The organism is Belnapia sp. AC561, assembly GCF_979252845.1.
Map to the genome: position 1 here is coordinate 52,210 of NZ_CEEDBP010000027.1, position 24,786 is coordinate 76,995.

General features: G+C 70.1%; 24 protein-coding genes. 17 read left to right on the forward strand and 7 right to left on the reverse strand.

What is annotated here, in order from left to right; genetic code table 11:
• Positions 1 to 65: 65 nt before the first annotated feature.
• Genes mtaB through AC0IW9_RS20355 form a run of 3 tightly spaced genes read right to left on the reverse strand, consistent with a single transcriptional unit; the run spans position 66 to position 3,774 of the window.
• Positions 66 to 1,307, reverse strand: coding sequence for a tRNA (N(6)-L-threonylcarbamoyladenosine(37)-C(2))-methylthiotransferase MtaB (mtaB, locus tag AC0IW9_RS20345; RefSeq protein WP_471650125.1), 1,242 nt, complete (start codon positions 1,305 to 1,307; stop codon positions 66 to 68).
• Positions 1,304 to 2,137, reverse strand: coding sequence for a diaminopimelate epimerase (gene dapF / locus AC0IW9_RS20350; RefSeq protein WP_471650156.1), 834 nt, complete (start codon positions 2,135 to 2,137; stop codon positions 1,304 to 1,306). Before dapF ends, mtaB begins: the two co-directional genes overlap by 4 nt.
• A gap of 38 nt (positions 2,138 to 2,175) precedes the next feature.
• On the reverse strand, positions 2,176 to 3,774 hold the full coding sequence (locus AC0IW9_RS20355; RefSeq protein ID WP_471650126.1) for a helicase HerA-like domain-containing protein: 1,599 nt from the start codon (positions 3,772 to 3,774) through the stop codon (positions 2,176 to 2,178).
• 177 nt (positions 3,775 to 3,951) lie between these two features.
• On the opposite strand from AC0IW9_RS20355, the gene rpmI reads away from it, so the two are divergent.
• From rpmI to AC0IW9_RS20390, 7 genes are all read left to right on the forward strand, one after another.
• Positions 3,952 to 4,158 (forward strand): 50S ribosomal protein L35, encoded by a 207-nt coding sequence (gene rpmI / locus AC0IW9_RS20360; protein ID WP_471650127.1) that lies wholly within the window; start codon positions 3,952 to 3,954, stop codon positions 4,156 to 4,158.
• A 12-nt stretch (positions 4,159 to 4,170) separates the two neighbouring features.
• On the forward strand, positions 4,171 to 4,560 hold the full coding sequence (rplT, locus tag AC0IW9_RS20365) for a 50S ribosomal protein L20 (protein WP_471650128.1): 390 nt from the start codon (positions 4,171 to 4,173) through the stop codon (positions 4,558 to 4,560).
• A gap of 78 nt (positions 4,561 to 4,638) precedes the next feature.
• Complete coding sequence (gene pheS, locus AC0IW9_RS20370; protein WP_471650129.1) at positions 4,639 to 5,742, forward strand: phenylalanine--tRNA ligase subunit alpha; 1,104 nt, start codon at positions 4,639 to 4,641, stop codon at positions 5,740 to 5,742.
• 1 nt (position 5,743) lies between these two features.
• Entirely contained in the window at positions 5,744 to 8,212 is a 2,469-nt protein-coding gene (pheT, locus tag AC0IW9_RS20375; protein ID WP_471650130.1) for a phenylalanine--tRNA ligase subunit beta, read from the forward strand.
• A 44-nt stretch (positions 8,213 to 8,256) separates the two neighbouring features.
• Entirely contained in the window at positions 8,257 to 8,499 is a 243-nt protein-coding gene (locus AC0IW9_RS20380; RefSeq protein WP_471650131.1) for a hypothetical protein, read from the forward strand.
• A gap of 76 nt (positions 8,500 to 8,575) precedes the next feature.
• Positions 8,576 to 10,381: a translation elongation factor 4 gene (gene lepA / locus AC0IW9_RS20385; protein ID WP_471650132.1), complete on the forward strand. Its 1,806-nt coding sequence runs from the start codon at positions 8,576 to 8,578 to the stop codon at positions 10,379 to 10,381.
• 77 nt (positions 10,382 to 10,458) lie between these two features.
• The gene (locus tag AC0IW9_RS20390; protein WP_471650133.1) at positions 10,459 to 11,439 is read left to right on the forward strand and encodes a tripartite tricarboxylate transporter substrate-binding protein; all 981 of its coding nucleotides are present in this window, start codon (positions 10,459 to 10,461) and stop codon (positions 11,437 to 11,439) included.
• 86 nt (positions 11,440 to 11,525) lie between these two features.
• Here AC0IW9_RS20390 and AC0IW9_RS20395 read toward each other — a convergent pair whose 3' ends face one another.
• Together AC0IW9_RS20395 and AC0IW9_RS20400 are read right to left on the reverse strand one after the other, a co-directional pair.
• A complete protein-coding gene (locus AC0IW9_RS20395) occupies positions 11,526 to 12,014 on the reverse strand; it encodes a CAP domain-containing protein (protein WP_471650134.1) in 489 nt (162 codons plus the stop codon).
• Between the two features lie 140 nt (positions 12,015 to 12,154).
• Positions 12,155 to 13,018 (reverse strand): HpcH/HpaI aldolase/citrate lyase family protein, encoded by an 864-nt coding sequence (locus AC0IW9_RS20400; RefSeq protein WP_471650135.1) that lies wholly within the window; start codon positions 13,016 to 13,018, stop codon positions 12,155 to 12,157.
• Positions 13,019 to 13,112: 94 nt separating this feature from the next.
• On the opposite strand from AC0IW9_RS20400, the gene AC0IW9_RS20405 reads away from it, so the two are divergent.
• Both AC0IW9_RS20405 and tcuA read left to right on the forward strand, forming a co-directional pair.
• Positions 13,113 to 13,766: a GntR family transcriptional regulator gene (locus AC0IW9_RS20405; protein ID WP_471650136.1), complete on the forward strand. Its 654-nt coding sequence runs from the start codon at positions 13,113 to 13,115 to the stop codon at positions 13,764 to 13,766.
• Between the two features lie 80 nt (positions 13,767 to 13,846).
• A complete protein-coding gene (gene tcuA / locus AC0IW9_RS20410) occupies positions 13,847 to 15,337 on the forward strand; it encodes an FAD-dependent tricarballylate dehydrogenase TcuA (protein WP_471650137.1) in 1,491 nt (496 codons plus the stop codon).
• Positions 15,338 to 15,380: 43 nt separating this feature from the next.
• On the opposite strand, the gene AC0IW9_RS20415 is transcribed toward tcuA, so the two are convergent.
• The gene (locus AC0IW9_RS20415) at positions 15,381 to 16,355 is read right to left on the reverse strand and encodes a Bug family tripartite tricarboxylate transporter substrate binding protein (protein ID WP_471650138.1); all 975 of its coding nucleotides are present in this window, start codon (positions 16,353 to 16,355) and stop codon (positions 15,381 to 15,383) included.
• A 179-nt stretch (positions 16,356 to 16,534) separates the two neighbouring features.
• Here AC0IW9_RS20415 and AC0IW9_RS20420 point away from each other — a divergent pair, with 179 nt between their 5' ends.
• The gene (locus tag AC0IW9_RS20420) at positions 16,535 to 17,575 is read left to right on the forward strand and encodes a hypothetical protein (protein ID WP_471650139.1); all 1,041 of its coding nucleotides are present in this window, start codon (positions 16,535 to 16,537) and stop codon (positions 17,573 to 17,575) included.
• Between the two features lie 9 nt (positions 17,576 to 17,584).
• On the opposite strand, the gene AC0IW9_RS20425 is transcribed toward AC0IW9_RS20420, so the two are convergent.
• A complete protein-coding gene (locus AC0IW9_RS20425) occupies positions 17,585 to 18,418 on the reverse strand; it encodes a flagellin (RefSeq protein ID WP_471650140.1) in 834 nt (277 codons plus the stop codon).
• 254 nt (positions 18,419 to 18,672) lie between these two features.
• Here AC0IW9_RS20425 and rfbC point away from each other — a divergent pair, with 254 nt between their 5' ends.
• From rfbC to AC0IW9_RS20460, 7 genes are all read left to right on the forward strand, one after another.
• Entirely contained in the window at positions 18,673 to 19,260 is a 588-nt protein-coding gene (gene rfbC, locus AC0IW9_RS20430; RefSeq protein ID WP_471650157.1) for a dTDP-4-dehydrorhamnose 3,5-epimerase, read from the forward strand.
• A gap of 8 nt (positions 19,261 to 19,268) precedes the next feature.
• Positions 19,269 to 20,330: a dTDP-glucose 4,6-dehydratase gene (gene rfbB, locus AC0IW9_RS20435; protein ID WP_471650141.1), complete on the forward strand. Its 1,062-nt coding sequence runs from the start codon at positions 19,269 to 19,271 to the stop codon at positions 20,328 to 20,330.
• Positions 20,330 to 21,232 (forward strand): dTDP-4-dehydrorhamnose reductase, encoded by a 903-nt coding sequence (gene rfbD / locus AC0IW9_RS20440; protein WP_471650142.1) that lies wholly within the window; start codon positions 20,330 to 20,332, stop codon positions 21,230 to 21,232. The genes rfbB and rfbD overlap by 1 nt, the downstream gene beginning before the upstream one ends.
• A complete protein-coding gene (gene rfbA / locus AC0IW9_RS20445) occupies positions 21,229 to 22,098 on the forward strand; it encodes a glucose-1-phosphate thymidylyltransferase RfbA (RefSeq protein ID WP_471650143.1) in 870 nt (289 codons plus the stop codon). Before rfbD ends, rfbA begins: the two co-directional genes overlap by 4 nt.
• A gap of 76 nt (positions 22,099 to 22,174) precedes the next feature.
• Positions 22,175 to 23,017, forward strand: coding sequence for a 3-deoxy-8-phosphooctulonate synthase (kdsA, locus tag AC0IW9_RS20450; protein WP_471650144.1), 843 nt, complete (start codon positions 22,175 to 22,177; stop codon positions 23,015 to 23,017).
• The gene (locus AC0IW9_RS20455; RefSeq protein ID WP_471650145.1) at positions 23,014 to 23,757 is read left to right on the forward strand and encodes a 3-deoxy-manno-octulosonate cytidylyltransferase; all 744 of its coding nucleotides are present in this window, start codon (positions 23,014 to 23,016) and stop codon (positions 23,755 to 23,757) included. The genes kdsA and AC0IW9_RS20455 overlap by 4 nt, the downstream gene beginning before the upstream one ends.
• Positions 23,754 to 24,743 carry a KpsF/GutQ family sugar-phosphate isomerase gene (locus AC0IW9_RS20460; protein ID WP_471650146.1) on the forward strand — a complete coding sequence of 330 codons (990 nt, stop codon included), beginning with the start codon at positions 23,754 to 23,756 and terminating at the stop codon, positions 24,741 to 24,743. Before AC0IW9_RS20455 ends, AC0IW9_RS20460 begins: the two co-directional genes overlap by 4 nt.
• Positions 24,744 to 24,786 lie beyond the last annotated feature (43 nt).

Below are 24,786 nucleotides of genomic sequence, written 5' to 3' on the forward strand. Positions count from 1 at the left end.
GGGCTCGACGGGCGGCGGCTCGGGGGCCTTGCCGCGGAGCCGGCCGATCCAGTCCTTCAGGGCCATCAGGCGACCTCGGCCAGCAGGCCGGCGGCATCGGCGCCGGTGACCCGCAGATGGCGCAGCTCGCCGGGGGTGGCGCTGCCGCCGAGCAGGCGGATGGGGGCGAAATGCGCGGTATGGCCGCGGTCGTCGCGTTCGAAGAGCACCGCTTCCTCCTGGCCCAGCCGCGCCTGGTAGAAGCGGGCGGCACTCGCCTCGCCGGCGGCGCGGAGCCGGGCGGCGCGCGCCTTGCGGACCGGGACCGGCACCGCGGGCATCTTCGCCGCCGGGGTGCCGGGCCGTTCCGAATAAGGGAAGACGTGGAGGAAGCTCAGCTCCATCTCCGCCACCAGGTCGAGCATTTCCTGGAATTGCTCCTCGGTCTCGGTGGGGAAGCCGGCGATGAAATCGGCGCCGAAGGCGATGTCGGGGCGGGCGGCGCGGGCGCGGCGGGCGAAGGCGATGCCATCGGCCTTGAGGTGGCGGCGCTTCATCCGCTTCAGGATCAGGTCGCTGCCATGTTGCAACGACAGATGCAGATGCGGCATCAGCCGCGGCTCGGACTCGATCAGCCGCCAGAGGTCGGCGTCGACCTCGACCGGGTCGAGCGAGGAGAGGCGAAGTCTCGGGAGTTCCGGCACCAGTGCGAGCAACCGGCGGACCATCTGGCCGAGCGTCGGGGCGCCGGGGAGATCGGGGCCGTAGCTGGTGATATCGACGCCGGTGAGGACGACCTCCCGGTAGCCATTGGCGACCAGCAGCCGCACCTGCTCGACGATGGCGCCAATGGGTACGGAGCGGGAGGGGCCGCGGCCATAGGGAATGACGCAGAAGGTGCAGCGGTGGTCGCAGCCCTGCTGGACCTGGACGAAGGCGCGGGCGCGGCCGGCGAATTCGGTGACGAGGTGGGCCGCCGTCTCGGTCGCCGCCATGATGTCGGTGACCGGGGCCGGGGGGGCATCCAGCGCCCAGGTGGCGGGGTTCAGCTTGTCGGCATTGCCGATGACGCGCTCGACGCCGGGCAGGGCGGCCCAGGCGGCGGGGGCGATCTGGGCGGCGCAGCCGGTGACGATGATGCGGGCGGCGGGGTTGTCCCGCGCCGCGCGGCGGATGGCCTGGCGGGCCTGGCGCTCGGCCTCGGCGGTGACGGCGCAGGTATTGACCACGATGGTATCGGCATGGCCGCCCTTCGTCGCCAGGTCGCGCATGGCCTCGGACTCATAGGTATTGAGCCGGCAGCCGAAGGTCAGCAGCTCGACCGTCATGCCGGAAAGGCGTCCAGGTCGAGCATCCCGGTGAAGGCGGTGGCGACCGGGCCGGTCATCAGCACATGGTCATCCGATGAGCGCCACTCGATGGTCAGGTCGCCGCCGGGCAGGCTGACGGTGGCGCGGCGGCCGGTGAGGCCGCGGCGGGCGGCATTGACCAGGGCGGCGCAGGCGCCGGAGCCGCAGGCGAGGGTCAGCCCGGCGCCGCGTTCCCAGACGGCGAGGCGGATGTGCTCCGGGTTCAGGACCTGGACGACGCCGATGTTGGCGCGCTCCGGGAAGATCGGGTCGGTCTCGAGCGAGGGGCCGATGGTCCCGAGCGGCACGGCATCGAGGTCCGGCACGAAGAAGGTCGCGTGCGGATTGCCCATGGAGCAGGCCGCCGGGTCCATCAGCACGCCGCGGCCGAGCGGCAGGTGGAGGGTCTCCATCGCCCGGGCCAGCGGCACCTCCTGCCAGCCGAGCCGGGCGGGGCCCATGTCGACGCGCCAGAGGCCGTCGGAGAGCTTCTCGGCCGGCAGGTCGCCGGAGATGGTGCGGACCACGACGCGGTCGCGCCCGGCTTCGGCGGCGACGAGGGAGGCGATGCAGCGCGTCGCATTGCCGCAGGCGCCGGCCTCGGAGCCATCCGGGTTGCGGATGCGCATGAAGACGTCGGCGCCCTCGGTGCCGGGCTCCAGCAGGATGAGCTGGTCGCAGCCGATGCCGGTGCGGCGATCGGCCAGCGCCGCAGCGCGGGCCGGGCCTATGGCCAGGGTGCCGGCGCGGTCGTCGAGTACGACGAAGTCGTTGCCGAGCCCGTGCATCTTGTGGAAGGGGATCATGATCGGGGCAGATATGCCCTCTGGCGGCCCGGGTTCCAACCCTACCGTTTCAGGATGGAGCCCAGCACCCCGCGCAACACGGCATTGCCGATCTGCCGGCCGACCGAGCTGCCCATGCTGCGGGCCACCGACTTGGCCATGGATTCGGCGACGCCCTCCCGCTTGCCGCCGCGGCCGGTGAGGATATCGCCGAGCATGCCGCCAAGCCCGCCGCTGTCCTGCGTGCGGGAGACCTGCGGGATGCGGCTGCGGGCGGGCGGTGCTTCCGGCAAGGGTGCGCGCGGAGGCAGGGTGGTGCCGCCCCAGGGGTTGCTGTCGCGGGTCGGTGCCGGGCCGCTGCGGCGCGGGCCGCTGGCCGGGGCGCCGGTGGCGCGGCCCTGGAGCAGCTCATAGGCCGATTCGCGGTCCACCGGCTGGTCATAGCGGCCGGCCAGCGGGCTGCGCTGCATCAGCCCGGCGCGTTCCTCCGGCGTGACGGCGCCGATCCGGCCGCGCGGCGGCAGGACGCGGGCGCGCTCCACCGGGCTCGGGGTGCCATCGGCCTGGAGGGTCGAGACCAGCGCCTCGCCGACGCCGAGCTGGCCGATGACCTCCTCGACCTTGAGGCGGGGATTGGGGCGGAAGGTCTCGGCGGCGGCGCGGACCGCCTTCTGGTCGGCCGGGGTGAAGGCGCGCAGCGCGTGCTGCACCCGGTTGCCGAGCTGGCCGAGCACCGTCGCCGGCAGGTCCAGCGGGTTCTGCGTCACGAAATAGACCCCGACGCCCTTCGAGCGGATCAGGCGGACGACGGTCTCCACCTTCTCGACCAGGGCGCGCGGGGCGTCGCGGAACAGCAAATGAGCCTCGTCGAAGAAGAAGACGAGCTTGGGCTTGTCGAGGTCGCCGGCCTCGGGGAGTTCCTCGAAGAGCTCCGACAGCAGCCAGAGCAGGAAGGTGGCATAAAGGCGCGGGGAGGCGATGAGCTTGTCGGCGGCGAGCACATTGACCGCGCCGCGGCCATCCGGGGTGAGGAGCATGAGGTCGGCCAGTGCCAGGGCCGGCTCACCGAAGAAATCCTCGGCCCCGGCCTGTTCCAGCATCAGCAGGCGGCGCTGGATGGTGCCGATGGTGGCTTTGCTGACATTGCCATAGGCGGCGCTCAGCTCGCCGGCCCGGTCCGCGACATGGGAGAGGATGGCGCGGAGGTCCTTGAAGTCGAGCAGCAGCAGGCCTTCGTCGTCGGCCAGCTTGAAGGCGATGGTGAGGACGCCCTCCTGGGTGTCGTTCAGCTCGAGCATGCGGGCGAGCAGCAGCGGGCCCATCTCGGCGACGGTCGCGCGCAGCGGGTGGCCCTGCTGGCCGAAGACGTCCCAGAGGACGACGGGGCAGGGCTCGTAGGCATAGTCCGCCTCGCCGAGGTCGTGCGCCCGCTGTTCCAGCTTCGGGTTGGGCCTGCCCGCCATGCCGATGCCGGACAGGTCGCCCTTGATATCGGCGCAGAAGACCGGGACGCCGGCGCGGGAGAAGCCCTCCGCCAGGGTCTGCAGGGTGACGGTCTTGCCGGTGCCGGTGGCGCCGGCGACGAGGCCATGGCGATTGGCCCGGGCGAGCAGGAGTTCGCAGGCATGGTCGCCCTTGCCGATCAGGATCGTCCCGCTCATCGCCTGCCTCCCGTTGCTGCTGCGCGCCCTATAGACCAGTGCGGGGTGGCTTGCATCGGGCGGGGCACGCCGCTATAGGCCCCGCTCTCCGCGCGACGGGCCTGTAGGGCATGCCCGGCCGTGGTTTCGCGCCCTGCCGCATCCCGCGGCGGGCGCTTCCAGACCCAGGAGGTCCAAATGCCCAAGATGAAGACGAAGTCTTCTGTGAAGAAGCGCTTCAAGCTGACCGCCACCGGCAAGGTTCTCTGCGGCCCCGGCGGCAAGCGGCACGGCCTGATCAACCGCACCTCCAAGGTGAAGCGGCAGAACACGGGCAGCCAGGTGATGCGTCCGCAGGATGCCATCACCATCAAGCAGTGGCTGCCCTACGGGCTGGATCGGTAAGGAAGACAGGCCATGGCACGCGTCAAACGGGGCGTCACCGCCCATGCCCGCCACAAGAAGGTCCTCAAGCTCGCCAAGGGCTATGTCGGCCGGTCCGGTACGAATTTCCGCCCCGCGCTGGAGCGGGTCGAGAAGGCGCTGCAATACGCCTATCGCGATCGCCGCAACAAGAAGCGCGACTTCCGCGGCCTCTGGATCCAGCGGATCAATGCGGCCTGCCGCGAGCATGGGATGCCCTATTCCCAGTTCATCGCCGGCATCAAGGCGGCCGGGATCGAGATCGACCGCAAGGTGATGGCGACCATCGCCTTCGACGACCCGACCAGCTTCGCCACCCTGGTCGAGAAGGCCCGCGCTGCTCGTCCGGACCGTCACGCACCGGCCACCGCGCCGGCTGCCTGATACGCCGCTTCGGCTGATGTTGTGCAAAGGGCCGCTCCCGCCAGGGTGCGGCCTTTTGCCTGTTTGGGACCCGATACCATGACCGAGACGGTGGATGATCTGGCCGGCCTGAGCGCCGAGGTGGCAGCGCAACTGGCGGCGGCGGCGGATTTGCGCGCCTGGGACGCGGTGCGCGTCGGCACGCTGGGGAAGAGCGGCCGGCTGACGGCGCTGCTGAAGGGGCTCGGCCAGGTCCCGACGGAACAGCGCAAGGAGCGCGGCGCCGGCCTCAACCGGCTTAAGGGCACGCTGGAGGGGCTGATCGAAGCCCGCCGGGTGGCGCTGGAGGATGCGGCGCTGGAGGCGCGGCTGGCCGCCGAGCGGCTGGACGTGACCCTGCCGCCGCGGCCCTTCCCGCCGGCCGGTCCGGACTCGGGCGGCATCCATCCGATCAACCGCACCATCGAGGAACTGACGGCGATCTTCGGGGCCATGGGCTTCCGGGTGGCCGAGGGGCCGGACATCGAGAGCGACTGGCTGAATTTCTCGGCGCTGAACATCCCGGACCATCACCCGGCCCGGCAGGACCACGACACCTTCTACCTGCCTGCGGGGCCCGATGGCCGCCGGCCCGTGCTGCGGACCCATACCTCCCCGGTGCAGGCGCGGACCATGCTGGGGCAGGAGCCGCCGATCCGGGTGATCGTGCCCGGCCGCACCTGGCGGGCCGACCATGACGCGACGCATTCGCCCATGTTCCACCAGGTGGAGGGGCTGGTGATCGACCGCGGCATCACCCTGGGCCACCTCAAGGGCTGCCTGATCGACTTCCTGCGGGCCTTCTTCGCCATCTCCGACCTGCCGGTGCGGTTCCGCGCCAGCTACTTCCCCTTCACCGAGCCTTCCATGGAAGTGGACATCGGCTGGAACCGGAAGACCGGGGAGCTGGGCAAGGCCAAAGGGGGCCAGAACGACTGGCTGGAGATTCTCGGCTCCGGCATGGTGCATCCCAAGGTGCTGGCCAATTGCGGGATCGACCCGCGGGAATGGCAGGGCTTCGCCTTCGGCATGGGGATCGAGCGCATCACCATGCTGAAGCACGGCATGCCCGACCTGCGGCCCTTCTACGAGAGCGACCTGCGCTGGCTGCGGCACTGGGCGAGCGACCCGCTGGCGCCGGCGTCCCTGACGGAGGGCGTGTGAGATGAAGTTCCCCCTGTCCTGGCTGAAGGCGCATCTGGAGACGGAGGCGAGCCTCGCCGAGATCACCGGGCTGCTCAACCGCATCGGCCTCGAGGTCGAGGGCGTCGAGGATCGCGGCGCGGCACTGGCCGGCTTCCGCATCGCCCATGTGGTCTCGGCCGAGCAGCATCCGAATGCCGACCGGCTGCGGGCGCTGAAGGTCGACCCGGGCGATGGCAATCTGCTGTCCGTGGTCTGCGGCGCGCCGAATGCGCGGGCCGGCATGAAGGGCGTGGTGGCGCTGCCGGGAGCCTTCATCCCGGGCACCGGCATCACGCTGAAGAAGGGCGAGATCCGCGGCGTGGCCTCCGAGGCGATGATGCTCTCGGCGCGGGAGATGGGCCTCGGCGACGACCATTCCGGCATCGTCGACCTGCCGGAGGATGCGCCGCTCGGCGAGAGCTACGTGAAATACGCCGGGATGGATGACCCGGTGATCGAGATCAGCGTGACGCCGAACCGCGGCGATGCGCTGTCGGTGCATGGGGTGGCGCGGGACCTGGCGGCGGCGGGGCTCGGGCGGCTGAAGCCGTTGGTGCGGCCGGAAATCAAGGTGGCTTATCCATCGCCGCTCGAGTGGCGGATCGAGGACCCGCGCGCCTGCGACTACGTGCTGGGGCGGGCGATCCGCGGCGTGCGGAACGGGCCCAGCCCGAAGTGGCTGCAGGACCTGCTGGTCGCCATCGGGCAGCGGCCGATCAATGCGCTGGTCGATGTGACCAACCTCTACACCTATGGCCTGGGCCGGCCGCTGCACGTCTTCGACGTGGCCAAGGTGCGCGGCCGGGTGCTCACCCTGCGCATGGCCCGGGAGGGCGAGAGCTTGGCGGCGCTGAACGGCAAGACCTATGCGCTGACGCCGGAGGACGGGATCATCGCCGACGACTCCGGGCCGGAGTCGCTGGGCGGGGTCATCGGCGGCACGCCGACCGGCTGCGACGAGGGCACCACCGAGGTCTTCATCGAATGCGCGATCTTCGACCCGGTGCGGATCGCGCTCTCGGGCCGGCGGCACGATATCCGCACCGATGCCCGGGCGCGCTTCGAGCGCGGCGTCGACCAGGCGCTGCCGCGGCTCGCGCTGGAACTGGCGACCTGGACCATCCAGGAGCTCTGCGGCGGCGAGGCGAGCGCGGTGGCCGAGGCGGGCGTGGAGCCGGCCTGGCAGCGGGAGGCGACGCTCCGCTTCGAGCGGCTGGCCGGCCTCGGCGGCGCCGCGGTGCCGGCGGATGAGGCGGTGGGCATCCTGGAACGCCTGGGCTTCGCCGTCACGAAGCGGGATGCGGCGCAGGTGACGGTCGCGGTGCCGTCCTGGCGCAACGACATCGCCGGCCGGGGCGCGCTGGACCAGTTCCCCGGCCTGCCGGAAGCCCGCGCCCGGGCCGCGGCCGAGGGCTGCGCCGCCGTGGAGCCCGAGGCCGACCTGGTGGAGGAGGTGCTGCGGATCCGCGGCCTGGACACCATCCCGGCGGTCTCGCTGCCGGTGGCCGGGGTGGTGCCGGCGGCGGCGCTGACCCCGAAGCAGGCCCGGGCCGGGCTGGCGCGGCGGGTGCTGGCGGCGCGCGGCATGCTGGACAGCGTCGGCTTCGGCTTCATGGAGGCGAAGTCGGCGGCGCTGTTCGGCGCGACGCCGGAAGCGCTGCGGCTGGTGAACCCGATCGCCGCCGACCTCGACCAGATGCGGCCGACGCCGGTGGCCAGCCTGCTGCTGGCGGCGGCGCGGAATGCGGCGCGGGGCTACCCGGACGTCTCGCTGGCCGAGCTGGGCGCGGCCTATCGCGACCCATCGCCGGAAGGTCAGCTGGCGGTGGCGGCGGGGGTGCGCGTCGGCCATACGCCGCGGCACTGGGCGGAGGCGTCGCGTGCCTTCGATGCCATGGATGCCAAGGGGGACGCGCTGGCGGTGCTGGCGGCGCTGGGCGTGCCGATGGCCGCCGTTACCGTCACCACCGATGCGCCGGGCTTCTACCATCCCGGCCGCAGCGGCGTGCTGCGGCAGGGGCCGAAGACGGTGCTGGCCAGCTTCGGGGAAATCCATCCCAGGGTGCGGGCGGCGCTCGACATCAGCGGGCCGGCGGTCGGGTTCGAGGTCTTCCTCGATGCCATCCCGGAGCCGAAGCGCCGCAAGAAGGGCGCCCCGGACCTGCCGGCCTTCCAGCCGCTGCGGCGCGACTTCGCCTTCCTGGTCGATGCCGGGGTGAGCGCGGAGGCGGTGCTGCGGGCGGCCAAAGGGGCGGAGCGGGTGCTGGTGACCGAGGTCTCGGTCTTTGACCGCTATGCCGGGGAGAAGCTGCCGGAGTGCAAGGTGAGCCTCGGCCTGCAGGTGACCCTGCAGCCGCGCGAGGCGACCCTGACCGATGCCGAGATCGAGGCGGTGGCGGCCAAGGTCGTGGCGGCGGTGGGCAAGGCGACGGGGGCGGTGCTGCGGTAGGGCGGGTGTTGAAACATCCGGGCCGCGAGCCCTAATCTGGGGGCATGGCGGCCATTCCCTTCGATACCCTCGCGCCGGCGCGGAAGCTGGAACAGGCGGGGTTTCCGGCCGGGCAGGCGCAGGATACCGCCGCGGCGCTGGCCGATGTCATGGGGACGGCCCAGCTCGTCACCCAGGACTATCTCGAACTCAAGCTGCGCGACCTCGAGCAGCGCTTGATCATCAAGCTCGGTGCCATGATTGCCGCCTCGGTCGTGGCGGTCGCCACCCTGGTCAAGCTGCTTTAGCTTCCCCTCCTGGCCGCGCTGGCTTATCTGCACCCTTAAAGGCCGGGCCTCCTTTGTCCCCGGCCGCCGGAATCCCATGCCCGATACCCCGCTGTCCAAGATCCGCAACTTCTCGATCATCGCCCATATCGACCATGGGAAATCGACCCTGGCCGACCGGCTGATCCAGACCACCGGCACCGTCGCGCTGCGGGACATGAAGGAACAGCTGCTCGACAACATGGATATCGAGCGGGAGCGGGGCATCACCATCAAGGCCCAGACGGTCCGCATCCAGTACAAGGCGCAGGATGGGGAGACCTATGTCCTCAACCTGATGGACACGCCCGGCCACGTCGACTTCGCCTATGAGGTCTCGCGCAGCCTCGCCGCCTGCGAAGGCAGCCTGCTGGTGGTCGATGCCTCCCAGGGGGTCGAGGCGCAGACCCTCGCCAATGTCTACCAAGCGATCGAGGCGCATCACGAGATCGTCCCCGTGCTGAACAAGATCGACCTGCCGGCCGCCGAGCCGGACCGGGTGAAGCAGCAGATCGAGGATGTCATCGGCATCGATGCCTCGGACGCGGTGATGATCAGCGCCAAGACGGGGCTGAACATCGAGGGCGTGCTGGAGGCGATCGTGACCCGGCTGCCGCCGCCGACCGGCGATGCGGCCAGGACGCTGACCGCGCTGCTGGTCGATAGCTGGTACGACGCCTATCTCGGCGTGGTGGTGCTGGTGCGGGTGCGGGATGGGCACCTGAAGAAGGGCCAGCGCATCCGCATGATGTCGAATGGCGCGGTCCATACGGTGGAGCAGGTGGGCATCTTCACGCCGAAGATGATCCAGTGCGAAAGCCTCGGCCCGGGCGAGATGGGCTTCGTCACGGCGGCGATCAAAACCGTGGCCGATACCAATGTCGGCGATACCATCACCGACGACCGCAACCCGGCGGAGGAAGCGCTGCCGGGCTTCAAGCCGAGCATCCCGGTGGTGTGGTGCGGGCTCTATCCGGTCGATGCGGATGATTTCGAGAAGCTGCGCGAATCGGTCGGCAAGCTGCGGCTGAACGACAGCAGCTTCCATTACGAGATGGAGACTTCGGCGGCGCTCGGCCTCGGCTACCGCTGCGGTTTCCTCGGGCTGCTGCATCTCGAGATCGTGCAGGAGCGGTTGAGCCGGGAATTCGACCTCGACCTGATCGCGACCGCGCCCTCCGTGGTCTACAAGATCCGCCGCACCAATGGCGTGGTCGAGGACCTGCACAACCCGGCCGACATGCCCGACCCCAGCGTGATCGAGGAGATCCAGGAGCCCTGGATCAAGGCGACCATCATGGTGCCGGACGAGTATCTCGGCGCGGTGCTGACCTTGTGCAACGAAAGGCGTGGCCAGCAGGCGGAGCTGACCTATGTCGGGACGCGGGCCATGGCGGTCTATCGGCTGCCGCTGAACGAGGTTGTGTTCGACTTCTATGACCGGCTGAAATCGGTCTCCCGCGGCTATGCCAGCTTCGACTATGCGGTCGACGGCTATGAGCCGGGCGACCTGGTGAAGATCTCCATCCTGGTGAATGCCGAGCCGGTGGATGCGCTGTCCTTCATGGCGCATCGCAGCCAGGCGGACCGGCGCGGACGGCAGATCTGCGAGAAGCTGAAGGAGCTGATCCCGCGCCAGCTCTTCAAGATTCCGATCCAGGCGGCGATCGGCGGCCGGGTCATCGCGCGAGAGACGATCAGCGCGATGAGCAAGGACGTGACCGCCAAATGCTATGGTGGTGACATCAGCCGCAAGCGGAAGCTGCTGGACAAGCAGAAGGAAGGCAAGAAGCGGATGCGGCAATTCGGCAAGGTCGAAATCCCGCAGAGTGCTTTCATTGCCGCCTTGAAGATGGATGCCTGACGTAAATCTCGCTTGCGTTCTAACGTGAGGTTAATCAAAGCGGCGGTGTAGAAACGCCGCCGCTTTGGGAGCCTTTCATGAACCGCCTCGCCCGTCGCGCCCTGCTGGCGCTTGCCGCGCTCGTGCCTCTCGCCACGCCTGCCATGGCCCAGCAGTTCCCCGGCCGCACCATCACCGTGATCGTGCCCTTCGCCGCCGGCGGGCCGACCGATACCGTGGCCCGGCTGGTCGCCGAGGCCATGGGTCGCGACCTGGGCCAGACCATCGTGGTCGAGAATGCCGGCGGCGCCGGGGGCACCATCGGTTCCCAGCGCGTCGCCACCGCGCGGCCGGATGGCTATACCCTGCTGCTGCACCACATCGGCATGGCGACGACGCCGAGCCTCTACCGGCGCCTCGCCTATGACCCGGTGGGCGGCTTCGAGCCGGTCGGCCTCATCACCGAGGTGCCCATGACCCTGGTGGCGAAGAAGGATTTCCCGGCCAATACCCTGGCCGAGGCCGTCGCCGTCATCCGCCGTGACCGCGATACCCTGAACTATGCCAATGCCGGCATCGGCGCCGCCAGCCACCTCTGTGGCCTGCTGCTGATGAAGGCGGTGGATGCGCCGATGACGACGGTGCCCTTCCGCGGCACCGGCCCGGCCATCCAGGAACTGCTCACCGGCCGCATCGACCTGATGTGCGACCAGACCACCAATACCACCGAGCAGATCAATTCCGGTGCGCTCAAGGTCTTCTCGGTCACCACCGAGGCCCGCGTCCCGGCCCTGCCGAATGTACCCACTTCGGCCGAGGCCGGGCTGCCGGACTTCCAGGTCAGCGTCTGGCACGGTCTCTATGCGCCGAAGGGCACGCCGGCGGCGGTGGTGCAGCGGCTGTCGCAGGCGCTGCAGGTCGCGCTGCGCGACCCGAAGCTGGTGGCCCGGTTCAGCGATCTCGGCACCACGCCGGTGACGCAGGCGCAGGCGACGCCGGAGGCCCACCGGGCCTTCTGGATGGCCGATATCGCCAAGTGGAAGCCGATCATCCAGGCGGCGGGGCAATACGCCGACTGAGACGGACAGCCCCGGGGACGCCAGGCGTCTCCGGGGCCTTTTGCTGCCGTACCGGGCTCAGTACCGGTGCGGCGACGCCTGCCGCGTCAGATGAACCAGCCATCCGCCTCGGCGGCTTCGGTCGCGGTCGGCTTGCCGAAGTCCTCGGTCACGAAGATCGCCGGCCGTCCCTTGTAGTCGCCCTGGGTGATGCCGAGCCCGACCTCGGTGAAGGTCGCGCTTAGCAGGTTGGCGCGGTGCCCGGGCGAGTTCATCAGCATGGTATGGAGCTGCTGGACATCGCCGGCATCGATGGTGGCGGCGCCGGAGCCGGCGATATAGGCGATGTTCTCACCGGCGGCCTGCCATGAATACCCATCCGCCGTCATGCGGGCGCTGGCCGAGCTGCCGCCGACGCCCGTATGCGAGAATACATCCTGGGCGACCATCCAGTCGCTGTGCTTTCCCGCGGCACTGACGAGCTCCGCGTCGAAGCTCAGCGGCTTGAGGCCTGCCTGCGCGCGCGAAGCATTGATCAGCTCACCCAGGTACTGTTCCCACTGGGAAACTCCGGACTTATCGGGCGTAGTAGCCACTGGCATATGCTCCAAATGTAGTACCAGGGCCAATTGGACGAATTCGATCAATGCTTCAATCTCTCGAATGACGTTATTCTGACATTGAATCCAATAAATTAAAACATGCGAAAAAGTACTTTAGTTGTATCGACCAATGGTCAGCCTGAGCGGGCCAGGAGCCGGCGGGCCCGGGCCACCACCGGCTCATCGATCATCCTGCCTTCGAAAGTCACGGCGCCTACGCCTTTCGCCAGGCTTTCCGCAAAGGCGGCGACCATGCGCCGGGCCTCGGCTACCGCTTCCGCGCTGTCGCCGTATTCGGTGTTGATGACATCCACCTGGGAGGGATGCACGCAGCTCGCGCAGGCGAAGCCCAGCTTGCGGGAGCGACGGAGCATGGCGCGGTAGCCATCCGGGTCGGAGAGGCCGGCGACGGTGCCGACGAAGCCGAGCGGCAGGATCCCGGCCGCCCGCGCGGCCATCACCGCCATCATCTTCGGCAGGTACAGCGCATCGGGGGAGGGCTCGGCGCCGAGGTCGGTCGCCAGATCCTCGCCGCCGGCGCCCAGCGCCACCATGCGCGGATCCGCCCTGGCGATGGCTTCCATCGCGGAGAGGGCATCGGCGGTCTCGACCAGGCCAATGCAGCGGGTATGGCCGATGGCGATGCCATGCGCGGCCTCGCTCTCGGCGATCAGCTCCGAGAGCAGCCGGACGTGGTCGGGGCCCATCAGCTTGGTCAGCACCAGGACGTCGGCACCGGCGGCGACCGCGGCATCGATATCCGCCACCGCCATCCGCAGCGGCCGGTTGATGCGGACGCAGACATCGGCGCCGCCCTGGCGCACCCGGGGGATGGCGCCGGCGAGCGCCGCCCGGGCCGCCGGCTTCTCGGCGACGGCCACGGCATCCTCGAGGTCCAGGATGATGGCATCTGCGCCGCGGGTATGCGCCTTGGCGACGAAGCTTTCCCGGGTCGCCGGGACATAGAGCAGGGATCGCCAATTCGGCAGGGCGCGCATCGGGGGTTCCTCCAGGGTTGGCAAGGATGCTCCGCCGTGACGGGGATGGGGTCAATGGTTGCGGCATGGCTGCATGCGCGTGTATGCAGGCGGCATGCAACGCAGTCCGAGCACCGGCAGCAGCCTGGCCGACCAGGCCTATGACCGTTTCCGCGAGGGACTGCGGAGCGGCGCGCTGCAGCCCGGCCAGCGGGTGCTGGAAGTCGAATTGGCCGTAAGCCTGGGCATGAGCCGCACCCCGGTGCGGGAGGCGATCCGCCGGCTGCAATCCGACGGCCTGATCGCCCATCTGCCGGCCCGCGGCCTTTGCGTCGCGCAATACGACCATGCCGAGGTGGATGAACTCTATGGCATGCGGGAGGCGCTGGAGGGCACCGCCGCACGCCTCGCGGCGCAGCATGCCGGGCGGCCGGATATCGCCCTGCTGCAACGGCTGGTCGAGGAAGAGGGCCGGATTCCGCCCGAGGCCGCGGCCGAGCACAACCGGCGCTTTCACCGCGCCCTGCATCAGGCGGCGCATAACCGCTACCTGCTGCGGGCGCTCTCCTCGCTGTCGGACTCGCTGCTGCTGCTGGGGCCGACGACCCTGGAATTGCCCGGCCGGGCGGCCGCGGCGCGGGAGGAGCATGGCCGGATCGTCGCCGCCGTGGCGCAGCGGGATGCGGCCGGGGCGGAGGCGGCGGCGCGGGCGCATATCGCCGCGGCGCATGAGGTTCGGCTCGGGATGGCGGCGGCGGCGCCCGCCTAGAAGCGCCGGCCTGGACAGGGCCGGCCTAGACAGGGCCGGCAGGCAATGTATACATCGGTGCACAGAGAGGGAATGCGAGCATGTCCGAGGAATTCGACGTCATCGTGGTCGGCGGCGGCAATGCCGCCTTCTGCGCCGCGCTTTCCGCCCAGGAACAGGGCGCCCGGGTGGTGGTGCTGGAGCGTGCGCCCGAGGACGAGGCCGGCGGCAATACCCGCTTCACCGCGGGCAACATCCGCTTCGCCTATCGCGGCGTCGACGACCTGCGCGAGCTGATGCCGGACCTGACCGACGCCGAATGCGCCATCACCGACTTCGGCACCTATACCGAGGACCAGTTCTTCGACGACATGTTCCGGGTGACGCGGAACCGCACCGATCCCGAGCTCTGCGAGATCCTGGTCCGCCGCAGCTTCGAGACGATGAAGTGGCTGAAGGACAAGGGCGTGCGCTTCGCCCCGATCTGGGGCCAGCAGGCCTTCAAGGTGGATGGGCGCTTCAAGTTCTGGGGCGGGCTGACGGTCGCCGCCTATGGCGGCGGGCCGGGCCTGGTGCAGGCCGAGACCGAGATCGCCTTGAAGAAGGGCATCGAGATCCGCTACGCGACCCGGGCGCAGAAGATCCTCTATGACGGCTTCAAGGTCGAGGGCGTGCAGGTGAAGTCGCCCGGCCGCATCTACGACCTCCGCGCTCCGTCGGTGATCCTGGCCGCCGGCGGCTTCCAGGGCGATGCCGAGATGCGCACCCGCTACCTCGGCCCGGGCTGGGAACTGGCCAAGGTGCGCGGCACCCGCTTCAACACGGGTGATGGCATCAAGATGGCGCTCGACATCGGCGCCTCGCCCTTCGGCAACTACAGCGGCTGCCATGCGGTGCAGTGGGACTTCAACGCGCCGGAATACGGCGACCTCGCGGTCGGCGATGCCTTCCAGAAGCACAGCTACCCCTGGAGCGTGCTGATCAACGCGAACGGCAAGCGTTTCCTCGATGAGGGTGCCGACTTCCGCAACTACACCTATGCCAAGTACGGCCGGGTGGTGCTGGAGCAGCCCGGCAACTTCGCCTGGCAGGTCTTCGACAAGAAGGTCGAGAAGCAGCTCCGCGACGAGTACCGCATCAAGCAGGTGACGAAGGTGAAGGCGGATACGCTGGAGGAGCTGGCGAGCAAGCTCGAGGGCGTCGACGCGAAGGCCTTCCTCGAGGAAATCCGCGCCTACAACGCGGCGGTGAAGCAGGACGTGCCCTTCAACCCGAACATCAAGGACGGCCGCGGCACCGAGGGGCTGGCGATCAACAAGTCCAATTGGGCCAATACCATCGATGAGGGGCCCTTCGAGGCCTATCAGGTCGGCTGCGGCATCACCTTCACCTTCGGCGGCCTGCGGGTCGATAGCGAGGCGCGGGTGCTGGATGCCGACCAGGCGCCGATCGAGGGGCTCTATGCCGCCGGGGAGCTGGTCGGCGGCATCTTCTACTTCAACTATCCCGGCGGGTCGGGGCTGATCAACGGCATGGTCTTCGGCAAGCTGGCCGGGGCGACCGCGACGGCCGACATGCGGCGGAATGCCTGACCCGGGAACCGGGGCCTGATTTCAGGCCCCGCCGGCGGCGGCGTCACTCCGGCTTGACGTCCGCCGCCTTCACCACCGGCCCCCAGCGGTCGAACTCCTGGCCGATGAAGCGGTCGGTCTCGGCCGGGTCCATGTAGAGCGGGTCGCTGGCCATGTCGGTCAGCCGCTTCTTCACCGCCGGCAGGTCGAGGATCTCCTTCAGGGCCGCCGAGAGCTTGTCGATCGCCGGGCGCGGCATGCCCTTCGGGGCGAAGAGGCCGGTCCAGGAGCGGACGGCGTAATCCGGCACGCCCTGCTCGGCGACGGTCGGCAGGTCCGGCCGGCTCGGGACGCGGGTGGCGGTGCCGACGGCGAGCAGGCGGACCTGCCCCGCCTCGGCCGGGCCGAGCACCGTCGGCAGGTTGAGGAAGGCCAGCGGCACGGTGCCGGCGATGAGGTCGGTGATCGCCTGGCCGCCGCCGCGATAGGGCACATGCGTCATGTCGAGCCCGGTCTTCAGCCGGAACAGCTCCCCGGCCAGGTGGTTGGAGGAGCCGACGCCGGAGGAGGCGAAGGTGATGCCCTTGGGGTCCGCCTTCACCTTGGCGATCAGCTCCTGGATGGTGCGGACGCCGAGGGCATTGGACGCGGCGACCACGTTCGGCACATCGACCAGCATGGCGATCCCCACCAGCGCCTGCCGCACGTCGTAGCCGAGGTCCGGCGCGATGAGCGGGTGGAAGACGTGGTTGGAGGCGGAGGAGACCAGCAGGGTCAGGCCATCCGGCCGGGCGCGGGCGACCATGCCCATGCCGACGCTTCCCCCCCCGCCGGGGCGGTTCTCGACGATGAAGGGCTGGCCGAAACGGGCTTCGAGATGCGGCGTGAGAAGCCGGGCGGAGACGTCGTTCGAGCCGCCGGGGGCCCAGGGCACGATCATCGTCACCGGGCGGCTGGGCCAATTGTCCTGGGCCAGGGCCGGGCCGGCGAGCAGCAGGGCTGGGGCGGCAAGGGCTCGGCGGCGGGTGAGGCGGGGCATGGCGTGTTTCTCCCGGGACGTCTGCTGCGGCTATAGGCCCGAAGGCGGGCGGGCGGGAAGCGGCTGCCATGACGCCACGTCCGGGAAGAATTGCTTCCCGGACCGTTCCGAATCCGTGCTTTCCGGCTGCCAGTCCGGGCCGAAGGGATTACAACGGGAGGCGTCGGGGGACAGGCGGGATGCGGGTGAGGGGCGGCAAGGCGCTGGTCGGGGCGATCCTGTTGGCAGGCTGCTCGCCGCCGCAATCCTCCGGCATCCTGCCGCTGGACCCCGGGACCTATGGGCTGACGGTGACGAGCCGGAACCTGGGCAGCGCGGCGGAGATGGCCCTGAGCGAGGCGACCGGCTTCTGCACCCGCCAGGGCGAGCAGACCCAATTGCTGCGGACCCGGATCAACCCCGGTGACTACCGACTGGCCTTCCGCTGCGTCGGTGCCGTGGCGCCGTCGCGGCTGGCCGGACGTGGGCCGGGTTTCGACTACGGCGGACCGGCGCCGGAGCCTGCGCCGATCCTGCGGGGCCAGGCCTTTGCGGCCCAGGTGCCCGCGCCAATGGCTCCCGCCCCGGTGCCGCAGCGGGTGGCGATGCCGGCTGGCTATGGCGCTTTGGGGCCCTCGGGCCTGCCGGTGCAGCCGCCGACGCTCGGGGCGCTGATGGCAGCGGCGCGGCAGCAGGCGCGGCCGGTGCCGGAGGTGCCGGCGCTGCGGCAGGGCTGGTTCGGCCGGGTCTTCGGCTCGGATGACGGGCCCGGCATGGCGTCGCAGCGCTCGTTCGGGCCTTCGCCGCTGCCGGCGGGGATGCAGCCCTTCCGGATTCCGGAGCCCATGCGCGCCGCGCCGGCGCTCGAGACACCGCCCATGCAGGTGCCGCCCGCCGAGGCCTTGGCGCCGCCCCCGCCGCTGCAATCTCCCCTCGCGCGTCAACCGGCGCCAGGCGATGAGCCGGTTTTCGCGCCCCTGCCGGCCTCGGCCCTGGCGCCGGTCGCGGCGCCGCGCAGTTTCGAGAACCTGCCGTCGGTGACCGGCCTGCCGGGGGGGCCGCCGCGACGGGAACTGACGCCGTTGCCGCCGGTCGGCGAACCGCCGCCGCGGGCCTTCATCACGGATGTGCCGGCGCGCCTGCCGCCGCCGGCGGCCGGCCAGGCTGCGGTCGGGGCCGCGGGGCCGGGCGCTGCGGGCGCGAGCCCGCCGGCCGGCTTCTGGGACCTGCGACGGAACTGAGGCCCGGCGTCAGCGGAAGAGGCTGACCAGCGACTGCGGCGCCTGGTTGGCGATGCCGAGGGCCTGGGTGCCGAGCTGCTGGCGGATCTGCAGCGCCTGGAGGCGGGCGGATTCCTTGGCCATGTCGGTATCGATCAGCGCACCGAGGCCGCTCTGCTGGGCATCCAGGATCGACTTGTTGTAGTTGATCTGGCTGTCGATGTAGTTCGAGTAGCTGCCGAAATTATTGAGCTGGGTCAGGGTATTGGTGATGGCCTTGCCGACCGCGCCGGTGCTGGTGAGCGCCGAGGAGGCATCGCCGCGGGTCCAGCTACTGGCGGCAGAAACCGAGTTGTAGATATTGGTCAGGGCCTTGTAGCCGCTGAAATTGTAATAGGTGCCGGTACCATTGGTGACGACCTGGATGGCCAGGGTCGCCGGGTCGTTCAGGACGTTCAGGCCATTGTAGCTGGCATCGGTGATGAAGGACTTGATGTTCTTGGTCAATTCGCCGGCCTGGGACTGGTACTGGCTGCGTTGTTCGGTGGTGATGGTGCCGTCGGCCAGCTTCACCGCGACGGCCTGCAGCTTCTGCAGGGTGGTGGAGACATTCTCCAGCGCGGCATTGGAGACGTCGAGCAAGCCCTTCACGCCGCCGAGCTGCTCATTGGCGGAGGTGGTGGCGGAAACGGCGCCGCGGATACGCTCCGCCACCGCGAAGGCTGCGCCGTCGTCCTTGGCATCGGCCACGCGGAAGCCGGTGGAGATTCGCTTCTGGGTGGCCGAGAGCTCATCGCCGGTACGATTCAGCGACTGCAACGCCACCATGGCGCCGACATTGGTATTCACGGAATTCAGCGGCATCGGGCTTTTCCCTTGCTGGACGACCGCAATCCTCGGGCCGGTTGGCATCATCATGCCGGGCGCAGGTAAAGAAGCGGTGAAGCCGACGGCTTGTGCGGACCGGGAGCGGTATCGGGTGGGCCGCTTGACTTCGCCGCGCGTTCCTATGCAGAACCGAGCAATCGCGGATCGCCCCTGCCCAGGGCTCCGCCCTGTCCCACCATGCAGCTGCAAAGCGGGGTTAATTGGTGCTTGCGAAGAGTTCCGGCACGATGATGGCTTCTGGCGACACCCGTAGCGCCGGCAATTTCACCGCCACCCGCTTTGCCGTCGCGGGGCCCGTGCTCGTCGCGTCTCGTCGTTTCGGTGACCACCGCGGCTTCTTCCTCGAGACCTATAGCGCGCCGGATTTCGCGGCGCTGGGCATCGGGGATGTCTTCGTGCAGGACAATCACTCGCTCTCGGCGGCGGTGGGCACGGTGCGGGGCATGCACTTCCAGCTTCCGCCGCGCGCCCAGGCCAAGCTGGTGCGGGTGCTGCGCGGCGCCATCCTCGATATCGCGGTCGATATCCGGCGCGCCTCGCCGACCTTTGGCCAGCATGTCGCGGTGGAACTGAGCGCCGAGAACGCCCTGCAGTTCTACGTGCCGGTCGGCTTCGCGCATGGCTTCTGCACCCTGCGGCCGGATACCGAGGTGGCCTACAAGGTCACCGATACCTACGCGCCGGATTGCGACCGCGGCATCGCCTGGGATGACCCCGACCTGGCGCTGCCCTGGCCTTTCGGGGCGCAGGACGTGCAACTCTCGGACAAGGACCGCCGGGCGCCGCGGCTGCGGGACCTGCCGACGGCATTCGAATAGGGCTCCCCATGCGCATCCTGGTTACCGGCGGCGCCGGCTTCATCGGCTCGGCGCTGGTGCGCCACCTCGTGCTCGAGCGCGGCGCGGAGGTGCTGGTCGTCGACAAGCTGACCTATGCCGGCGACCGCCGCTCGATCCGCGACTGCGAGGGCAAACCCGGCTTCGCGTTTCTCGAGGCCGATATCTGCGACACGGCGCGGATGCGCACGGCTTTCACCGAGTACCGGCCCGGGGCGGTGATGCACCTGGCGGCCGAGAGCCATGTCGACCGCTCCATCGCCGGGGCGGCGCCCTTCATCGAGACCAATATCCAGGGCACCTTCAGCCTGCTGGAGGCGGCGCGCGGCTATCACGCCGGGCTCGAGGGCGCGGCCAGGGACGGCTTCCGTTTCCTGCATGTCTCGACCGACGAGGTCTTCGGCTCGCTCGGGGCCACCGGCGCCTTCAGCGAGACCACGCCCTACGACCCGCGCTCGCCCTATTCCGCGAGCAAGGCGGCCTCCGACCATCTGGCGCGGGCCTGGCGGGAGACCTATGGGCTGCCGACCCTGGTGACCAATTGCTCGAACAACTACGGGCCCTACCACTTCCCCGAGAAGCTGATCCCGCTGATCATCCTCAATGCGCTGGCCGGCAAGGAACTGCCGGTCTACGGCGACGGCAGCAACATCCGCGACTGGCTCTTCGTCGAGGATCATGCGCGGGCGCTGGTCGCGGCCATCGAGCATGGCCGGCCGGGCGAGACCTATTGCATCGGCGGTCGGAGCGAAAAGCGCAATATCGAGGTGGTGCAGACCATCTGCGACCTGCTGGACCAGCGCATCCCGGCGGCGCGGCCGCGGCGCGAGCAGATCCGCTTCGTCGCCGACCGGCCGGGGCATGACCAGCGCTACGCGATCGACCCGGCCAAGGCCGAGCGCGAGCTGGGCTGGGGCCAGCGGGAGAGCTTCGAGAGCGGCATCGCCGCGACCATCGACTGGTACCTGGCCAATGAGTGGTGGTGGCAGCCGCTGCGGGCGGAGAAATATGCCGGCGAGCGGCTCGGCCTGCTGCCGACGAAGGCCGGCTGATGCGGGTTCTCGTCGTCGGCCGCACCGGCCAGATCTCGACCGAGCTGCGCGCCCGGCTGCCGGCGGCGGGGCATGAGGTGCTGGCGCTGGAGGCGCCGGAGCTGGACCTGACCAGCGCCGCCAGCATCGAAGCAGCCATGGCGGGCTTCGCGCCCGAGGCGATCATCAACGCCGCGGCCTATACCGCCGTCGACCGCGCCGAGGACGACCGCGCGCTGGCCTTCGCGGTGAACGGCACCGGCCCGGGGCTGCTGGGCGAGGCGGCGGCGCGGGCGGGCATCCCGGTGGTGCATTACTCGACCGACTACGTCTTCGACGGCAGCAAGCCGGAGCCCTATACCGAGGCCGATCCGCCCAACCCGGTCGGGGCCTATGGCGCCTCCAAGCTCGAAGGCGAAAGGCGGCTGCATGCGGCGCAGCCGCGCTCGGTCACGCTGCGGACCGCCTGGGTCTGCTCGGCGCATGGCAACAACTTCGTCAGGACCATGCTGCGCTTCGGCAAGGAGCGGCCGGAGCTGCGTGTCGTCGCCGACCAGCACGGTGCGCCGACCTTTGCCGACGACCTGGCCGATGCCGCCATCGCCCTGCTGCCGCGGCTGGTGGCGGCCAAGGCCGGGGAGGATTGCTTCGGCGTCTTCCACCTGACCGGCCAGCCCTTCACCACTTGGCACGGCTTCGCCGCGGCGATCTTCGCCGGCGCCGCGGCGCGCGGCCAGCCGGCACCGAAGCTCATCGCCATCACCACGGCGGAATACCCGACCAAGGCCAGCCGCCCGGCCAATTCGCGGCTCGATTGCAGCCGTGCCGCCGCGGTGCTCGGCATCGCCGCCGCCGACTGGCGGGTGGGGCTCGACCGCTGCCTCGATGCGCTGCTCACTCCCCGGAAGGATCCCACCCCATGAAGGGCATCGTACTCGCCGGCGGCAGCGGCACGCGGCTGCATCCCTGCACCCTGGCGGTCTCCAAGCAGCTGCTGCCGATCTACGACAAGCCGATGATCTACTACCCGCTCTCGGTGCTGATGCTGGCCGGCATCCGCGAGATCATGATCATCTCGACCCCGCACGACCTGCCGCTGTTCGAGCGGCTGCTGGGCGACGGCAGCCAGTGGGGCGTGCGCTTCGAGTACATGGTGCAGCCGAGCCCGGACGGGCTCGCCCAGGCCTTCATCCTGGGCGAGGAGTTCCTCGCCGGGCAGCCCTCCGCCCTGGTGCTGGGGGACAACATCTTCCACGGCCATGAGCTGGACCTGCGGATGGCCGAGGTGCAGGCCGAGCACGGCGCGGCGGTCTTCGCCTACCGGGTCGCCGACCCCGAGCGCTACGGCGTGGTGGATTTCGACGGCGAGGGCCGCGCCCTCAGCCTGGAGGAGAAGCCGCCGGCGCCGAAGTCGAACTGGGCGGTCACCGGGCTCTATTTCTACGACGGTCGGGCCTCCGCGCTGGCGCGCAGCCTGAAGCCCTCGCCGCGCGGCGAGCTGGAGATCACCGATCTCAACCGGCTCTACCTCGAGGAAGGCAGCCTGCGGGTGGCCCGGCTGGGGCGGGGCTATGCCTGGCTCGATACCGGCACCCACGACAGCATGCTGGAAGCGGGCGAGTTCGTCCGGGCGATCGAGAAGCGGACCGGGCAGAAGGTCGCGGCGCCGGAGGAAATCGCCTGGCGCCGCGGCTTCATCGACGATGCCCAGCTGCTCAGTCTGGCCAAGCCGCTCAGGAAGAGCGGCTACGGGCAGTACCTGGAACAGATGGTGCAGCAGGGCGCCTAGCCTCCGGCCCGCTTGATCCGGCGGGGCTGAAGGGGGATACCGGCGCCATGCCGAACCCTTTCAGGACATGCAGACCATGACCGCCCCCGATCCGGTCGTCACCCTCGGCGCGCTGCGCATCGGCAATGCGCTGCCGCTCGCCGTCATTGCCGGCCCCTGCCAGCTTGAAAGCCGGGCGCATGGGCTGGAGATGGCCAGTGCGCTGAAGGAGATCGCCGCGCGGCTCGGCTTCGGGCTGGTCTTCAAGGCGAGCTTCGACAAGGCCAACCGGACCAGCGCCAGCGGCGCCCGCGGCATGGGCATGGCGCAGTCGCTGCCGGTCTTCGCCGAGATCCGCGAAAGCCTCGGCCTGGCGGTGCTGACCGATGTGCATGAGCCGGGGCAATGCGCGCCCGTCGCCGAGGCGGTCGATGTGCTGCAGATCCCGGCCTTCCTCTGCCGGCAGACCGATTTGCTGGTGGCGGCGGCGGAAACCGGGCGGGTGGTGAACGTCAAGAAGGGCCAGTTCCTGGCGCCCTGGGACATGAAGAACGTGATCGCCAAGGTGACCGGCGCAGGCAATGGCCGGGTGCTGGCGACCGAGCGGGGCGCCTCCTTCGGCTACAATACCCTCGTCTCCGACATGCGGGCCTTGCCGGTGATGGCGGCGATGGGGGCGCCGGTGATCTTCGACGCGACCCATTCGGTGCAGCAGCCGGGCGGGCAGGGGACCTCCTCCGGCGGGCAGCGGGAATTCGTGCCGGTGCTGGCGCGGGCGGCGGTGGCCGTCGGCGTGGCCGGGGTCTTCATCGAGACCCATGCGGATCCGGACAAGGCGCCCTCGGACGGGCCGAACATGGTGCCGCTGCGCGATTTCGCGGCGCTGATCGAGACCCTGATGGCCTTCGACGCCCTAGCCAAGCGCACCCCCGGCGCATGAGCCCGATCGTCCTGATCCCCGCCCGGCTGGCGGCGACCCGGCTGCCGGACAAGCCGCTGGCCGATATCCATGGCCTGCCGATGATCGTCCATGTCCTGCGCCGGGCGCAGGAGGCCGATGTCGGGCCGGTCGCCGTCGCGACCGATGCGCCGGAGATCGCCGCCGTGGTGGAGGCGGCCGGCGGGCTGGCGGTGCTGACGCGGGGGGACCATCCCTCCGGTTCGGACCGCATCCATGAGGCGCTGGGCAGGCTGGACCCGGAGGGACGGCATCGGCTCATCCTCAATGTCCAGGGTGACCTGCCGACGATCGACCCCGCCGCCATCCGGGCCGCGGCGGCGCTGATGGACGACCCGGCGGTCGCGCTCGGTACGCTGGTGGCGGAGATCGTGCGGGAGGAGGAGCGCACCGCCTCGCAGGTGGTGAAGATGGTCGGGAGTCCGCTCGGCCGGGGCCGGCACCGGGCGCTGTATTTCACCCGGGCGACGGCGCCCTGGGGCGAGGGGCCGCTCTATCACCACATCGGGCTCTATGCCTGGCGGCGGGAGGCGCTGGCGCGCTTCGTCGTGCTGCCGCCCTCCGCATTGGAGCAGCGCGAGAAGCTGGAGCAGTTGCGCGCCTTGGAAGCCGGGATGCGGGTGGATGCGCAGGAGGTGGCGGTGGTGCCGCTCGGCGTCGATACCGCGGCCGATCTGGAGCGGGCGCGGGAGATCCTGGCGCCGGGGCGGGCCGGGGCATGAGCCCGCTGCGGCTGAGCAGCCCGGCAAGCATCCGGGCGACCGCGGCGAAGACCGTGGCGGTGGGCCGCGACGGCTTGGCGGCGCTGGCGGCGGCGCTGGATTCGGCGCTGGGCGAGGGGCTGATCCGGGCGGTGGAGACGATCTTCGCCGCCAGCGGCCGCGTCGTCGTCACCGGCATGGGGAAAAGCGGCCATGTCGGGCGGAAGATCGCCGCGACGCTGTCCTCGACCGGGACGCCGGCGCTCTTCCTGCATCCAGCGGAGGCCAGCCACGGCGACCTCGGCATGCTGACCGCGGCCGACGTGATCCTGGCGCTGTCCTGGTCGGGCGGCACGGCGGAGCTGCGGGACATCATCCATTATGCCCGGCGGCATGGGGTGACCCTGATCGCCATCACCGGCGGGGCCGAGAGCGCGCTGGGCCGGGCGGCGGATATCCCGCTGATCCTGCCGCCGGTGGTCGAGGCCTGCCCGCATGGCCTGGCGCCGACCACCAGCACCCTGGTGCAGATGGCGCTGGGCGATGCGCTGGCGATGGCGCTGCTGGAACGCCGCGGCTTCACCCCGGCCGAATTCCACCGCTTCCACCCCGGCGGCAAGCTCGGTGCGCAGCTGCTGACGGTGGGCGAGGTGATGCAGGGCGGCGACGCCCTGCCGCTGGTCCATGCCGAGGACGACATGGCCCGCGCCATCATCACCATGACCAGCCACAACCTCGGCTGCGCCGTGGTGGTGGATGACGCGGGGGAGGTGCTCGGCATCATCACCGATGGCGACCTGCGGCGGCACATGCATCCCGGCATCCTCGGCCAGCCGGTGGCGGAGGTGATGACCAAGGCGCCGCGCCATACCACGCCGGATGAGGTGGCCAGCGCCGCCTTGGCCGATATGAATGCCCGCAAGATCAACGTGCTGGTGGTGCAGGTCGGGCGGCGCCCGGTGGGCGTGCTGCATGTGCAGCAGCTGCTATCCGCCGGAGTCGCCTGAGGCCAGAAGCGCCTCGTATTCCGCCGGGACGCCGCAGAAGACC

Excerpts from the sequence above, each read along its gene's own strand:
- mtaB (WP_471650125.1), bottom strand. The coding sequence starts at position 1,307 with ATGACGGTCGAGCTGCTGACCTTCGGCTGCCGGCTCAATACCTATGAG.
- AC0IW9_RS20355 (WP_471650126.1), bottom strand. The coding sequence starts at position 3,774 with ATGAGCGGGACGATCCTGATCGGCAAGGGCGACCATGCCTGCGAACTC.
- rpmI (WP_471650127.1), top strand. The coding sequence starts at position 3,952 with ATGCCCAAGATGAAGACGAAGTCTTCTGTGAAGAAGCGCTTCAAGCTG.
- rplT (WP_471650128.1), top strand. The coding sequence starts at position 4,171 with ATGGCACGCGTCAAACGGGGCGTCACCGCCCATGCCCGCCACAAGAAG.
- pheS (WP_471650129.1), top strand. The coding sequence starts at position 4,639 with ATGACCGAGACGGTGGATGATCTGGCCGGCCTGAGCGCCGAGGTGGCA.
- pheT (WP_471650130.1), top strand. The coding sequence starts at position 5,744 with ATGAAGTTCCCCCTGTCCTGGCTGAAGGCGCATCTGGAGACGGAGGCG.
- AC0IW9_RS20380 (WP_471650131.1), top strand. The coding sequence starts at position 8,257 with ATGGCGGCCATTCCCTTCGATACCCTCGCGCCGGCGCGGAAGCTGGAA.
- lepA (WP_471650132.1), top strand. The coding sequence starts at position 8,576 with ATGCCCGATACCCCGCTGTCCAAGATCCGCAACTTCTCGATCATCGCC.
- AC0IW9_RS20390 (WP_471650133.1), top strand. The coding sequence starts at position 10,459 with ATGAACCGCCTCGCCCGTCGCGCCCTGCTGGCGCTTGCCGCGCTCGTG.
- AC0IW9_RS20400 (WP_471650135.1), bottom strand. The coding sequence starts at position 13,018 with ATGCGCGCCCTGCCGAATTGGCGATCCCTGCTCTATGTCCCGGCGACC.
- AC0IW9_RS20405 (WP_471650136.1), top strand. The coding sequence starts at position 13,113 with ATGCAACGCAGTCCGAGCACCGGCAGCAGCCTGGCCGACCAGGCCTAT.
- tcuA (WP_471650137.1), top strand. The coding sequence starts at position 13,847 with ATGTCCGAGGAATTCGACGTCATCGTGGTCGGCGGCGGCAATGCCGCC.
- AC0IW9_RS20415 (WP_471650138.1), bottom strand. The coding sequence starts at position 16,355 with ATGCCCCGCCTCACCCGCCGCCGAGCCCTTGCCGCCCCAGCCCTGCTG.
- AC0IW9_RS20420 (WP_471650139.1), top strand. The coding sequence starts at position 16,535 with ATGCGGGTGAGGGGCGGCAAGGCGCTGGTCGGGGCGATCCTGTTGGCA.
- AC0IW9_RS20425 (WP_471650140.1), bottom strand. The coding sequence starts at position 18,418 with ATGCCGCTGAATTCCGTGAATACCAATGTCGGCGCCATGGTGGCGTTG.
- rfbC (WP_471650157.1), top strand. The coding sequence starts at position 18,673 with ATGGCTTCTGGCGACACCCGTAGCGCCGGCAATTTCACCGCCACCCGC.
- rfbB (WP_471650141.1), top strand. The coding sequence starts at position 19,269 with ATGCGCATCCTGGTTACCGGCGGCGCCGGCTTCATCGGCTCGGCGCTG.
- rfbD (WP_471650142.1), top strand. The coding sequence starts at position 20,330 with ATGCGGGTTCTCGTCGTCGGCCGCACCGGCCAGATCTCGACCGAGCTG.
- rfbA (WP_471650143.1), top strand. The coding sequence starts at position 21,229 with ATGAAGGGCATCGTACTCGCCGGCGGCAGCGGCACGCGGCTGCATCCC.
- kdsA (WP_471650144.1), top strand. The coding sequence starts at position 22,175 with ATGACCGCCCCCGATCCGGTCGTCACCCTCGGCGCGCTGCGCATCGGC.
- AC0IW9_RS20455 (WP_471650145.1), top strand. The coding sequence starts at position 23,014 with ATGAGCCCGATCGTCCTGATCCCCGCCCGGCTGGCGGCGACCCGGCTG.
- AC0IW9_RS20460 (WP_471650146.1), top strand. The coding sequence starts at position 23,754 with ATGAGCCCGCTGCGGCTGAGCAGCCCGGCAAGCATCCGGGCGACCGCG.